This window comes from Sinorhizobium terangae (assembly GCF_029714365.1).
Classification (GTDB): domain Bacteria; phylum Pseudomonadota; class Alphaproteobacteria; order Rhizobiales; family Rhizobiaceae; genus Sinorhizobium; species Sinorhizobium terangae.
Window position 1 is genome coordinate 232,795 of the sequence record NZ_CP121659.1, and the last position, 12,740, is coordinate 245,534.

Here is a 12,740-nt window from a genome sequence, read left to right on the forward strand (position 1 = left end):
CGTGCGAAGGACGAAACGGCGCTGAAAGGGATGCCAATGGTATGACTTATTGGGGTACCTCAATATTTTCTTGAATTTGCCCCAGAATGCCCCATGATGCCATTGATGAATGCATTGAGGTACACACCTTGGGAGGGGTTCGTGCGTCAAGCCTATTCGCCGGATGATGTCGATATCATGCGCGGCGCACTGGATGTCTGGTGCGCTCTGCACAACGTCGGAAGGGATGGTGTGGAAGCCAATGAGGCCGCCCGCCGCATCCTGGATCTGATGGGCAGGAAGAAATTCACCTGCGACCAGCTTCTGGCACAGCTCGCCGATTTCAGGCCGGCCCCTCGTCATCGGGTTTCCTGATCAGGCCGGAAACGGTGTCCCTCAGTTTCAACAGTGGCAAATATTCGTTCGCCAGATGAATATCGAGGTGCGCCAGCGGTTCGCCGTTCAGCTCCGCGGCCTGCCCGGTTTCCTTGTCGATCACCGTCCAGGAGCCGTCCGATTCCTCTTTCAGGTCGTATCTCTGCGCTTCCATAAGCAGAAGCTTAAGCGACGCGCGGAGCGTTTGATAGCGATTTCTGCTGTTGGACGATCACATGCCTGGGTAGGACGTGGCTGGTTGGACCATGTGGTCGGCTGCCGAGCCCGCTGCCTGTTACTCGTCTGGAGAAGCAGTCCGCCTGACATCTTCGGCAGGACTGTGTTGCCTACTGCAAAATCCTGTTTGTCATCAGCCATTTCGCCGAGCGGGCCAAGCGTGGTTCGCGCCCATGCGAAGATTGGTACACCCCGTCGAAACCGGCTTCCCGGTTTCAGCGTCAAGGATGCGAATGAACATCGTGTGCTCTGTTCGGTTCACGCGCGTTACGACTCCCAGCAAGGCAAGGGACGCCCCGTGCGCTTTGGCAATAGAAGCCTCACAGCCCCCACAGTTTCGCAGTCCGTGCGGTGCAGCCGCCTGTTCATCCCCCGCCGGCACATCGATTACCGAAAAACGCCCGGACTTTGAGAGCATATCCCTCGCGACCTGCGCCGACTCGGACAGATACCGCCTGTCGTAGTCATCGGCCGAGATTATTCCTGCCCCAGCACTCTTGTCCTCCAATTCGAAAGGAAAGACCTCGATTGACACCGGCTTTGTCTGCTGAGCCTGCGCAAATGGGCAGGTGCCGGCAAGCAGCGCTGCGAGGACAGTCAAGGTGCGAATGCGCATGGGGAAGCCCTCCCGTGAAAGGGGCCGCCATTGTACACGGCCCGACCACGCAAATCACGATTGCCGCAGAAGAGCTTCGACGCTTTGGCCACCGGGTCGAGACTTACAGCGCTATGCGCATCTGAACGATGGCAGCCTCTTCGACCGAGGCGGCCAGCGTCGATGGCAAAGGATGCGGGTTCGCGTGACAGCGGCACCACGCCGTGGCATAGGGGGGCGCACAACCCCACCCAGGTCGTTTTCCCCATGATCCGTATCGATAATATCAGCAAGTCCAACAGTCACCGCATCCTCTATATCGAAGCCTCGGCGGCGTTGAACCGTGGCGAGAAGATTGGTCTCGTCGGCCCGAACGGGGCGGGAAAGACGACGCTCTTTCGGATGATCACCGGCGAGGAACTGCCCGACGAGGGACAGGTCTCGGTCGAGAAGGGCATGACGATCGGCTATTTCGATCAGGACGTCGGCGAGATGGGCGGACGGTCGGCCGTCGCCGAGGTGATGGAAGGGGCAGGACCGGTCAGCGCCGTGGCGGCGGAACTGCGCGAGCTCGAGGCGGCGATGTCGGATCCGGACCGCCTGGATGAAATGGATGCGATCATCGAACGCTATGGCGAGGTGCAGGCGCGCTACGAGGAACTCGATGGCTACGCCCTGGAAGGGCGTGCCCGCGAGGTTCTGGCGGGACTGAACTTCAGCCAGGAGATGATGGACGGCGATGTCGCGAAGCTTTCGGGCGGCTGGAAGATGCGCGTGGCGCTCGCCCGCATCCTGCTGATGCGTCCGGACATCATGTTGCTCGACGAACCGAGCAACCACCTCGATCTCGAAAGCCTGATCTGGCTGGAAGATTTCCTGAAAGGCTATGACGGCGCCCTGCTGATGACGTCGCACGATCGCGAGTTCATGAACCGGATCGTCACCAAGATCATCGAGATCGATGCGGGTGCGCTGACGACCTATTCTGGCGATTATGGCTTCTACGAGGAGCAGCGGGCGCTGAACGAGCGGCAACAGCAGGCCCAGTTCGAACGCCAGCAGGCCATGCTCGCCAAGGAAATCAAGTTCATCGAACGCTTCAAGGCCCGCGCCTCGCATGCTTCGCAGGTTCAGAGCCGGGTGAAGAAGCTTGAAAAAATCGACCGCGTCGAGCCTCCGCGCCGGCGCCAGACGGTCGCGTTCGAATTCCTGCCAGCTCCGCGCTCCGGCGAAGACGTCGTCAACCTCAAGAATGTCCACAAGGCCTATGGCAGCCGGACGATTTATGACGGCCTCGACTTCATGGTGCGCCGGCGCGAACGCTGGTGCATCATGGGTGTCAACGGCGCCGGAAAATCGACGCTGCTGAAGCTCGTCACCGGCACGACCGCGCCGGACAAGGGCAGCGTGTTGCTCGGCGCCAGCGTCAAGCTCGGCTATTTCGCCCAGCACTCCATGGACCTGCTCGACGGCGACAGCACCATTCTGCAATGGCTGGAGGAACGCTTTCCCAAGGCCGGACAGGCGCCGCTCCGGGCGCTGGCCGGCTGTTTCGGCTTTTCCGGCGATGACGTCGAGAAGCGGTGCCGGGTGCTCTCCGGCGGCGAGAAGGCGCGGCTGGTGATGGCCGCAATGCTGTTCGACCCGCCGAACTTCCTCGTCCTCGACGAGCCGACCAACCACCTCGATCTCGATACGAAGGAGATGCTGATCAAGGCACTCTCGGCTTATGAGGGCACCATGCTGTTCGTCTCGCACGACCGCCGCTTCCTGTCGGCACTCTCCAACCGGGTGCTGGAGCTGACGCCGGACGGGATCCATCAATATGGCGGTGGTTACATCGAATACGTGGAGCGCACCGGACAGGAAGCGCCGGGCCTGCGCGGGTGATGGGCGGCGCTTCCGCGATGTGCACCCGAGGCTGATGGACGCCTGCGTAAACGTCGTGAGCGGCGCCATTGTTTATAGCGGAAGAAACCCGCACTTGTCGGTGCGAAGCGCCTGCGTTGTTGAGTGCAAGGAATCCAGCGATTTCAAGGGGATAGGCTGGTGCTGCTAGAGAGATTTGAACTCTCGGCCTCTCCCTTACCAAGGGAGTGCTCTACCCCTGAGCTATAGCAGCATTCCGGCGGCCGGTTTGTGACAAGCCGCATCAAGCGAGGCGCCTATTGCCATAGCTTTGGGGCGAGCGCAAGCCGCAATTCGAAGTTTTTGGCCCGATCCATCAGAAATCGGCCTCATGCTTTCGAAGGTCCCGATTTTGCGCTAATGCATTGGCCATGCAGGACGATGACGACAAGCAGCACCCGCCGAAGGCAGCAAAGGGCGGCCGCACCGTGGAATCAGACGCCAAGCGATTGCGGCTCGCAAAGAACTTGCGCGACAATCTCCAACGCCGCAAGCAGCAGATGCGAGCGCGCCGCGCAGGCGCCGCCGACGAGACATCCGGATTGCCTGCCGCAAAAACGGACGAATCGGACGATTAGACAGAGATGGCGACGATTGTCGTGAATTCTTCGGAAATTCTCGGCGGTCTCCCGTCACCCGCATTTCAACGCACTTCTAATTTCACGGCATCTCCAATAAGAGACGCCTTCAAACAACACTGAATTTACGGAAAGGCGGGCTTCGAGCCCGTTCAAGAGGCCTCATGGATCGCATCAGGATTGTAGGCGGCAATCAACTTCACGGGGTCATTCCCATTTCCGGCGCCAAGAATGCGGCCCTGCCGCTGATGATCGCGTCGCTGCTCACCGACGATACGCTGACGCTGGAAAACGTTCCGCATCTGGCCGACGTCGAGCAACTGATCCGCATCCTCGGTAATCATGGCGCCGATATTTCCGTCAACGGCCGGCGCGAGCGCCAGGGCGAGAGCTACGCCCGCACGATCCATTTTACCAGCCGCAACATCGTCGACACCACCGCGCCCTATGAACTCGTATCGAAGATGCGCGCGAGCTTCTGGGTCATCGGGCCGCTGCTCGCCCGCGAAGGCAAGGCGCGTGTGTCGCTGCCGGGCGGCTGCGCCATCGGCACGAGGCCCGTCGATCTCTTCATAGAGGGGCTGACCGCGCTCGGCGCCGATATCGAGATCGACGGCGGCTACGTCAACGCGAAGGCGCCGGAAGGCGGGCTGATCGGTGCGCGCTACGTCTTTCCGAAAGTCTCCGTCGGCGCCACCCATGTGTTGATGATGGCCGCGACGCTCGCCAACGGCACGACGGTGCTCGGCAATGCCGCCCGCGAGCCGGAGGTCGTCGATCTCGCCAAGTGCCTCAATGCCATGGGCGCGAAGATCAGCGGGCAGGGCACGAGCACGATCACGATCGAGGGCGTACGCTCTCTTTCCGGCGCCCGCCATCGCGTGCTGCCCGACCGCATCGAGACCGGCACCTATGCCATGGCGGTCGCCATGGCCGGCGGCGACGTCATTCTCGAAGACACCGACGCCGCCCTCCTCGACACCGCGCTCGAAGCGATCCGGCGGGCGGGCGCAGAGATCAGCCAGACGAACAGCGGCATCCGCGTCGTCCGCAACGGCGCCGGCATCAAGCCCGTCGATATTGTCACCGATCCCTTCCCTGGCTTCCCGACCGACCTGCAGGCCCAGTTCATGGGGCTGATGACCAAGTCGAGCGGTATTTCCCACATCACGGAAACGATCTTCGAGAACCGTTTCATGCATGTGCAGGAACTGGCGCGGCTCGGCGCGAAGATCTCGCTTTCGGGCCAGACGGCGAAGATCGAAGGGGTGAGCCGGCTGAAGGGCGCGCCGGTGATGGCGACCGACCTGCGTGCCTCTGTCTCGCTCGTCATTGCCGGGCTTGCGGCCGAGGGCGAAACCATGGTTTCGCGCGTCTACCACCTCGATCGGGGCTTCGAGCGCCTGGAAGCGAAACTTACGCGCTGCGGCGCGCACGTGGAGCGCGTCAGCGACTAATTCCCGGCGGGTCGCCCTGTCCAGGATTGCAGGATGGTTCGATTTCAGGAAAAGCGGGAGCGGATCGCGCGTAAAACCGCGTCCCGCGCCATTTCGTCCCGCTCAACTTGCATGATTCCTTAAATCGGAATCGATTTAAGGACAAAATGATGCGGCAATTTAAGGTGCTACAGCGACCTTTGCGCGTCCGATTGGACGCGCGGCGCTGTAATGCGCCCGGAACCGTTGCGGTTTCTGGCGCGACGCCTTATGTCCATTGCGATTGTGGCGCAAAAAGATGGCGCCTGAAAACAGGATGGATCGCATGGATGCTCTGAAGCTGCTGGCACTCGACGAGGAAGACCTTGGCGTCGTTTCCGCGCATGTGCAGGACGCAGTCTTCAAGGTGGCGGGCATTTCCTATGACGCCCGCCGTGGTCAGCTTTCCTTGGTCATCAACCGGTTCGTCTGGGAAAACGCCGACGGCAAGCGGCGCAGTTTCGAGCGGCGCCGGGCCGTGCTCTCGTTCAAGCGCGTGGTCGCCGTGCGCTCGCTCGGTTTCGACCGGGGGGATGCAGAAGCGGTTCTCGACCTCCTGGCCCTGCGTTTTTCCATGAAGGGCGAGGGGCCGGAAGGTGCGATCGAACTGGTGCTCGCCGGAGAGGCATCGATCGTGCTCGATGTGGAATGTATCGAGGTACAGCTTGCCGACACGGGCGGGGCGTGGGAAACCGCGTTCAGACCCCGGCATCCCGAAGGCGCCTGAGCACCCGACCGGTCATCACCAGAAGGATATCTCGCATTGGCAACCAGGCTGAACTATCTCGACAGCGGCTTCGAACAGGCGTTTGCCGCGTTTTTGACAACCAAGCGGGAAGTTTCGGAAGACGTCAATGCCGCCGTACGCGCCATCATCGACGATGTTCGCGCCCGGGGCGACGCGGCGTTGGCGGAGTACTCCGCTCGCTTCGACGGCATCGATTTCGCCACAACCGCGATGGCCGTCGGCGCGGCTGAGATCGACGCGGCGATCGATGCGGTCGAGCCCGAGGTTCTCGGCGCCTTGAAGGTCGCCGCAACCCGGATCGAGGCGCATCACCGCCGGCAATTGCCGAAGGACGATATCTACGAAGATGGACTGGGCGTTGGGCTCGGCTCGCGCTGGACGGCGATTGACGCGGTCGGGCTCTATGTGCCGGGCGGCACGGCGAGCTATCCGAGCTCGGTTCTCATGAATGCACTGCCTGCCAAGGTTGCCGGCGTGCCGCGCATCGTCATGGTCGTGCCTGCAAGCGGCGGCGCGATCAACCCGGCCGTGCTCGCGGCCGCGCGTCTCGCCGGCGTCGAGGAAATCTACCGTATCGGCGGCGCCCAGGCGGTCGCCGCACTTGCCTATGGTACCGAGACGATCGCGCCGGTGGCCAAGATCGTCGGTCCGGGCAACGCCTATGTCGCGGCCGCCAAGCGGCAGGTTTTCGGCACTGTCGGCATCGACATGATTGCCGGTCCGTCGGAAGTGCTGGTGATCGCCGACAATGGTAACGACCCGGACTGGATCGCCGCCGACCTTCTGGCGCAGGCCGAACACGACGCCGGCGCCCAGGCGATCCTGATCACCGATGATGCGGCCTTCGGGGATGCGGTGGCGGCGGCGGTCGAACGGCAGTTGAAGACGCTGCCGCGTGCCGAAACCGCGGCTGCAAGCTGGCGCGATTTCGGCGCCATCATCGAGGTGCCGGATCTCGAGAAGGCGGTACCCCTTGCCAACCGGATCGCCGCCGAGCACCTGGAACTGGCTATGGCGGATGCGGATCAGATGGTTCCGAAGATCCGCAATGCCGGTGCCATCTTCGTTGGTCGCCATACGCCGGAGGTCATCGGCGACTATGTCGGCGGCTCGAACCATGTGCTGCCGACGGCGCGCTCGGCGCGCTTCTCGTCCGGCCTCGGCGTGCTCGACTACATGAAGCGGACATCGATCCTCAGGCTCGGTGCGGATCAGTTGCGCGCGCTCGGTCCCGCTGCGATCGCGCTCGCGCGGTCGGAAGGTCTTGAGGCCCATGCCCGCTCGGTCGCCATTCGCCTCAATCTCGGGGGCGAGGGATGAAGGCCGATCGCAACCTGCGGCTCTGCGATGTCGTGCTGGACGAAACAACGATCGGCCGCTCGACCCCCGACGTGGAGCACGAGCGCGCGGTTGCGATCTTCGACCTGCTCGAGGAAAATCTCTTCGAGCCCGTGGGGCATCCCGGTGGTCCTTATCGGCTGAACCTGTCGCTGGTGGACTCGAAGCTCGTCTTCGCGATCTCGACCGATGGCGGGGAGGATGTCGCTACGCATATCCTGTCGCTGACGCCATTCCGGCGGATCGTCAAGGACTATTTCATGATCTGCGAAAGCTATTACGCCGCGATCCGATCGGCGACGCCGAGCCAGATCGAAGCGATCGACATGGGCCGCCGCGGCATTCACAACGAGGGCTCGCAGACGCTGATGGATCGCTTGTCCGGCAAGATCAGGCTGGATTTCGATACGGCGCGGCGGCTCTTCACACTGGTCTGTGTGCTCTATTGGCGTGGTTGACGGGGGCGATATGACCGGTACCGCCTTGCCGCAAGCGAAATCGCCCCGCTCGGTTCTCTTCATGTGCGGAATGAATGCCATCCGCTCGCCGATGGCCGAAGCTCTTGCCAAGGCAACACTGCCGAAGGGGACTTACGTCGCATCAGCCGGCGTGCGGCATGGGGAGCGAGATCCCTTCGTCGATGTGGTCCTCGCCGAAGTCGGCCTGACGATCGACCGCCATCAGCCGCGCACGCTCGATGAGCTTGAGGACGATTACTTCGACATCATCGTGACGCTCGCGCCGGAAGCCCACCACGTGGCGCTTGAACTGACCCGGTCCATGGCCGTCGATGTCGTCTATTGGCCGACACCGGATCCAACGGTTGCGACCGGGACGCGCGAGCAGATCGTTGCGGCCTATCGCTCAGTTCGTGACCATCTGGCGACGCTGATCGCCAGCCGCTTGGCTGTCGAGCACGCGCGCCGCGAGGAGGCCTGACCGTCAAAAATCAGTGCCGTTCCGTCCAAGGGCAAACGGCATTGATGCCGATTGAGGAAGCATGGCGTACAATTGCTGAAAAAGCCGGATCAAAGCGGTTCACAAAGCTTCCCCGATTGTGTAGTTTCCGGCAAATTTTCGCGGATGCGTGGCGCATCCCAGAATGAAAACGAGAAAGAACAATCCTGTATGGCGAAAGAAGAAGTCCTAGAATTTCCGGGCGTGGTCACCGAATTGCTTCCCAACGCGACCTTCCGCGTGAAGCTTGAAAACGAGCATGAGATTATCGCTCATACGGCCGGCCGTATGCGCAAGAACCGCATCCGCGTTCTCGCCGGTGACAAGGTGCTCGTCGAAATGACCCCCTACGATCTGACGAAGGGCCGCATCACCTACCGCTTCAAGTAGGTCCCGGCGACACAGCGCTTACCAACCGGGAAACAACGGCTCGCTTCGATGGCAGTGAACCAAAAACTGATACTGGCGTCCGGGTCGCCGCGTCGTGTGGAGCTTCTGGCGCAGGCGGGCATCGAGCCTGCGCGCCTGCTGCCGATGGATCTTGATGAGACACCAAAGCGTGCGGAGCATCCCCGCTCTCTGGCGCGGCGCCTGTCGGCCGAGAAGGCGAAGGCGGCGCTTGCTGCGATCAAGGGGGAGCCGGGCTGGGACGGCAGCTACATTCTCGCTGCCGACACCGTCGTTTGCGTTGGCCGCCGCATTCTGCCGAAGCCGGAGCTGGTGAGCGAGGCGTCGAGCGCCTTGCATCTTCTCTCCGGCCGTAGCCATCGCGTCTATACGGGCATCTGCCTCGTCACCCCGGATCGCACCATCCGCCAGAAGGTCATCGACACCAAGGTGCGCTTCAAGCGTCTTTCGGGCCACGATATCGAAAGCTACCTCGCCTCAGGCCAGTGGCGCGGCAAGGCGGGTGGCTATGCCATCCAGGGCATTGCCGGCAGTTTTGTCGTCAAGCTCGTCGGTTCCTATACCAATGTGGTAGGCTTGCCACTCTACGAAACCGTCAATCTTCTCATCGGTGAAGGATATGACGTGCACAATCGCTGGCTGGAAGGCTGAAGAGAATTGAGCGGCGAAAGCAAGAAGAGCGGTTCGAACGTCGAACCCCTGCGCGCGACGCGGCCCTGCCCGGAATGCGGCCGCCCGTCCGCGCGCGAGCATTATCCGTTCTGTTCCGAGCGCTGCCGCAACGTCGACCTCAATCGCTGGCTTTCCGGATCCTATGCGATTCCGGTCGCCGATGACGAGTCGAAGGCGGACGACGAGGATCGCTGACGCCTATTGATGCGTCCGGTCCGTGCTTCGATTTCCGCCGTATCTTAACTGTTCCTGCGGCAGTCGCCCTGCTTCGATTTCCGCGTGAGACGCTCCGAAATCGTTGGCGATCCGGCGCGATCCTGCTGAATAGCCTTATCTTTTTCGCCTTTTCCACCGCGCGCCGAATTCCTTTCAAAAAAGAGTCATTTGGTGCTGGACACGGCCGAACAAGATGTTATAACCCCGCTCGCTTCCGGGGCGAACACACCGCCCCGATGGCTCTGAAGAGAGCCGTTGCCGTCAAAGGCAGGATGCCCGGATAGCTCAGTTGGTAGAGCAGCGGATTGAAAATCCGCGTGTCGGTGGTTCGAATCCGCCTCCGGGCACCATTCCATTTAGGAACCAATCTCCATCGGTTAAGCCCTTCCGGGCGAGTCTCTCGGGCCAATTTCACGTTGCGCACCCTGCAACGGATTTCCCTACTGCATGTTTCCTTAAATCGTAGCCGATATAAGGACAAAAACATGCAGCAATTCAAAGTGCTACAGCGTCCTTTGCGCGTCTGATAAGACGCGCGGCGCTGTAGTGACTCGCGCTTCCGGCAGATAGGCGTAGACTGGTTTGATCATCGGCAAGTGATACGGGCGCCGATGGCCGGAAGTTCGTCACGCTTTCGCCCCGGTAAGGGAAAGCGCCATGCTTGATCTTCAATTCCCACATACTCGCTCCCCCATGTATCCTGCTCAACTGGTGCATCTGCGCAGGGTCTTTGACGACGAACTTGTACGAAGGGGGTGGTCGCGCCGAGGCGAGCGCGCGAAGAATCTCGCAAGCCAGATCTTTTACCTCTACCAATCCGGGACGCGTTCCTCGCACGAGCTTCGTAAGAGGCTCACAGAGTACGAGTCGTGACATAGGACGGACGGCGACCCGCGAGGCTGCGCCGGCCGACATCATCACGACGTTGGAGATTGCGCGGCGTGGAAGGGGAGCGAGGCAGCTGGGCTTATTCGTCACTATAGCGGGCTGCGGATCTCTTCATTTTTCACAGGAACTCTTGCAACAGCATGCCTCTTCGTCGCCAAGGCGCATTGGAGCGGCTTCGCACCAGGATTTGGATGGCGTGCTCCGCCCGGCTCCGTTTTCAAGATGCGGTCACCAAAGAACGCCGTACAGGGTAATAAAAACAATCATTCCAATGCAGAGTGCGGGGGTTGACCTGATTGCAAACTCGACCGGTCTGAAGCGATACCCGAAGCTCCCAACGTAAGATCTCATGATTTTTCCTTCATGCGGTCTGCCTTACGTCTGGCTGATCCGCTGCCGGTGGCCTTCAGGAATGCATGGTCAGCATTCTCAGCCGTTCGACGTTTCGCTCGCCGGATTGGAAAATCGAGAACAACCGAGCAGCGAGCGCTTCCGCCTCCTCGCCGCAGTTTGGTAGTTGACGTTCCTCCAGCAGCTGCTCGAACAACAGGGCGAGCAGATCGATCTCGCCACGGCGCAAGGATTGGGGAGGGTGGAGACGAGGCATAGCGCCGGATTCCATCAACTTGGGGCGAAAGCGCTATGATCTTCCAGGCATCGGCGCCCGTATAACGAGCCGATGATGGAGGCAGGGTACGCCTATTTTCAGCAAACGCGAGTCCTTTCCGTCATCACGCCGCAGATCACCGTTGCTGATCTGCCTCACCAGCGCGATTACGAGGTGCTTGCGAGCGGCCGGGGCGCAATCGTTTCGAGCCGGGACTCGTGCGAGCCGATCGACATCCTGTTGCCTCGCCAATCGGCGCTGCCCGCCAGCCAGCCTCGAACCCATATGATTGGAAGCAAAGCATCGCGCGTGAACATGGCGATGAGCGACCATCGGGACATGTGCCAGTTCTTCCGATAGGTGAGGGCGAGTTCCGGCAAATAGGCAGCACCGACGACAAAACCAGTAACCGCAAACGGGCTGCGACCTGCAACGAAGGCGGCGAGCAGCGACAACAGAAGTGGCGGCATCACGCCGAGCAGGATTTCCGGCGAGTAGAATTGAGGAAAGGTGACACGCCGCAATCTCGCCCAGCGGCACTGCCGCGCCCAGACCTCGCGAAAGGTCCTGGTACCCAATGGCTGTTCGAACGGCGAGGAGACCAGGTGCACTTTCAAGCCGAGGCTTCTCACCAGCTTCGTTGCGGCCGCATCCTCGGCGATATGCGACGCCAGTGCCTGAATGCCGCCGTGGGCATCCAGCATGCTTTTGCGCCAGAGCATGCTCTTGCCCTGGGCAAAGCCGAATCCAAGGGCTTCTCCGGCGTATTGCCAGCGCGCCTGGTGGGCGTTGAGGAACGCACATTCAACTTCCGCCCAGAACCCATGCGGGCGGGAACCAAGCGGGGTCGAGCATACCAATCCGGTATCCTGCCGCCACACGGCCATCAGGCGAATGAGATAATCGGCCGGCATGAGAACGTTCGAATCGGCGAGAACCACCCATTCATGCGATGCCGCATTCCAGCCTTTTACGCAGTTGTTCAGCTTGGGATTGGCGCTGATCAGGTCGTCACCGACAAGAACCGTTGCGGGAATAGCTGGGTGGCGTTCGCGCACTTCCTCGATCAATGGGATCACGGCATCCCCCGCGTCGGCGACACAGAAGATGACTTCATAATCGGGCCAATCCAGGCGAAACGCGCTCTCCAGCGTTTCCCGCGAAAATACCTCGAGGCCGCATAGCGGGATCACGACAGAAACTGGAGGTCGATGCAGCGTCTCAGGCTGCGAGCCCAGACGCGGCCAGATACGCCAGCCCGCAATCATCAGGCTCAACACATTGATGGCCAGGAACGCACCGGCGGCGTCAAACAAATTCAGCATCATCTACCCAGCGACGAGTCGCGGCGCCATTCCGACGGACTCAGGCATCGAATAAACATCACCGTTAGATGACATGCCTATGACACCCGGCGCCTAACCGAGGTTACCTGCTTGTCGACGTGGCCTGCTGCTACATCGAGTCAAGTTCCCGCCCCCGCGGAACCAAACCCCGCTGCCGGCGTTCTTTGAAGGCTATCCGGGAGGCGAAGCATGACACATGCTGATATCAGAACGCTCGACAAGTCTCGGGCCAGGCATGTTTGGGACGTGGCAGACTATTGCAGGCGGGCCGGCATACACAAAGCCGAAGAAAAGCGCCTGATCAAAGTACTCGGCAGGTACGCATCGAGTCACGAGTTGCAGATGAACATCGTCCGGCCTCAAAGCCGCATCCGCTGACCGGTAAGTCTGAGGCACAAAGACAGCGACCTTGC

General features: G+C 61.1%; 16 protein-coding genes and 2 tRNA genes. 13 read left to right on the plus strand and 5 right to left on the minus strand.

The window, feature by feature from the left end; translation table 11 throughout:
- Positions 1 to 141: 141 nt before the first annotated feature.
- The gene (locus tag QA637_RS01040; RefSeq protein WP_184108424.1) at positions 142 to 354 is read left to right on the plus strand and encodes a hypothetical protein; all 213 of its coding nucleotides are present in this window, start codon (positions 142 to 144) and stop codon (positions 352 to 354) included.
- Here QA637_RS01040 and QA637_RS01045 read toward each other — a convergent pair.
- Together QA637_RS01045 and QA637_RS01050 are read right to left on the minus strand one after the other, a co-directional pair.
- On the minus strand, positions 323 to 529 hold the full coding sequence (locus tag QA637_RS01045; RefSeq protein WP_153438545.1) for a hypothetical protein: 207 nt from the start codon (positions 527 to 529) through the stop codon (positions 323 to 325). The two genes, QA637_RS01040 and QA637_RS01045, sit on opposite strands and share 32 nt — an antisense overlap.
- Before the next feature lie 195 nt (positions 530 to 724).
- Positions 725 to 1,207 (minus strand): DUF2380 domain-containing protein, encoded by a 483-nt coding sequence (locus QA637_RS01050; RefSeq protein ID WP_167528203.1) that lies wholly within the window; start codon positions 1,205 to 1,207, stop codon positions 725 to 727.
- Between the two features lie 246 nt (positions 1,208 to 1,453).
- Between QA637_RS01050 and QA637_RS01055 the strand changes: the two genes are divergently transcribed.
- Positions 1,454 to 3,076 (plus strand): ABC-F family ATP-binding cassette domain-containing protein, encoded by a 1,623-nt coding sequence (locus QA637_RS01055; RefSeq protein WP_153438915.1) that lies wholly within the window; start codon positions 1,454 to 1,456, stop codon positions 3,074 to 3,076.
- Positions 3,077 to 3,233: 157 nt separating this feature from the next.
- Here QA637_RS01055 and QA637_RS01060 read toward each other — a convergent pair.
- Positions 3,234 to 3,308 (minus strand) — tRNA-Thr (locus tag QA637_RS01060).
- 151 nt (positions 3,309 to 3,459) lie between these two features.
- Between QA637_RS01060 and QA637_RS01065 the strand changes: the two genes are divergently transcribed.
- From QA637_RS01065 to QA637_RS01110, 10 genes are all read left to right on the plus strand, one after another.
- A complete protein-coding gene (locus QA637_RS01065; protein ID WP_153438516.1) occupies positions 3,460 to 3,672 on the plus strand; it encodes a hypothetical protein in 213 nt (70 codons plus the stop codon).
- Between the two features lie 164 nt (positions 3,673 to 3,836).
- A complete protein-coding gene (murA, locus tag QA637_RS01070) occupies positions 3,837 to 5,129 on the plus strand; it encodes a UDP-N-acetylglucosamine 1-carboxyvinyltransferase (RefSeq protein WP_153438514.1) in 1,293 nt (430 codons plus the stop codon).
- A gap of 304 nt (positions 5,130 to 5,433) precedes the next feature.
- Entirely contained in the window at positions 5,434 to 5,874 is a 441-nt protein-coding gene (locus QA637_RS01075) for a DUF2948 family protein (RefSeq protein WP_153438510.1), read from the plus strand.
- Between the two features lie 36 nt (positions 5,875 to 5,910).
- The gene (gene hisD, locus QA637_RS01080) at positions 5,911 to 7,215 is read left to right on the plus strand and encodes a histidinol dehydrogenase (protein WP_153438508.1); all 1,305 of its coding nucleotides are present in this window, start codon (positions 5,911 to 5,913) and stop codon (positions 7,213 to 7,215) included.
- Positions 7,212 to 7,691, plus strand: a complete 480-nt coding sequence (locus tag QA637_RS01085; protein ID WP_153438506.1) for a UPF0262 family protein — start codon at positions 7,212 to 7,214, stop codon at positions 7,689 to 7,691. Before hisD ends, QA637_RS01085 begins: the two co-directional genes overlap by 4 nt.
- Positions 7,692 to 7,701: 10 nt before the next feature.
- Entirely contained in the window at positions 7,702 to 8,172 is a 471-nt protein-coding gene (locus tag QA637_RS01090; RefSeq protein WP_153438504.1) for an arsenate-mycothiol transferase ArsC, read from the plus strand.
- A 189-nt stretch (positions 8,173 to 8,361) separates the two neighbouring features.
- Positions 8,362 to 8,580: a translation initiation factor IF-1 gene (infA, locus tag QA637_RS01095; protein WP_004435948.1), complete on the plus strand. Its 219-nt coding sequence runs from the start codon at positions 8,362 to 8,364 to the stop codon at positions 8,578 to 8,580.
- 48 nt (positions 8,581 to 8,628) lie between these two features.
- Positions 8,629 to 9,249: a Maf-like protein gene (locus QA637_RS01100; protein ID WP_153438502.1), complete on the plus strand. Its 621-nt coding sequence runs from the start codon at positions 8,629 to 8,631 to the stop codon at positions 9,247 to 9,249.
- 6 nt (positions 9,250 to 9,255) lie between these two features.
- Positions 9,256 to 9,465: a DNA gyrase inhibitor YacG gene (gene yacG / locus QA637_RS01105; protein WP_153438500.1), complete on the plus strand. Its 210-nt coding sequence runs from the start codon at positions 9,256 to 9,258 to the stop codon at positions 9,463 to 9,465.
- A gap of 295 nt (positions 9,466 to 9,760) precedes the next feature.
- Positions 9,761 to 9,836, plus strand: a tRNA-Phe gene (locus QA637_RS01110).
- A gap of 944 nt (positions 9,837 to 10,780) precedes the next feature.
- On the opposite strand, the gene QA637_RS01115 is transcribed toward QA637_RS01110, so the two are convergent.
- Positions 10,781 to 10,981 carry a hypothetical protein gene (locus tag QA637_RS01115; RefSeq protein ID WP_153438497.1) on the minus strand — a complete coding sequence of 67 codons (201 nt, stop codon included), beginning with the start codon at positions 10,979 to 10,981 and terminating at the stop codon, positions 10,781 to 10,783.
- Positions 10,982 to 11,148: 167 nt separating this feature from the next.
- Complete coding sequence (locus tag QA637_RS01120) at positions 11,149 to 12,306, minus strand: ceramide glucosyltransferase (RefSeq protein WP_153438907.1); 1,158 nt, start codon at positions 12,304 to 12,306, stop codon at positions 11,149 to 11,151.
- 210 nt (positions 12,307 to 12,516) lie between these two features.
- Here QA637_RS01120 and QA637_RS30855 point away from each other — a divergent pair, with 210 nt between their 5' ends.
- Entirely contained in the window at positions 12,517 to 12,705 is a 189-nt protein-coding gene (locus QA637_RS30855) for a hypothetical protein (protein WP_153438495.1), read from the plus strand.
- Positions 12,706 to 12,740 lie beyond the last annotated feature (35 nt).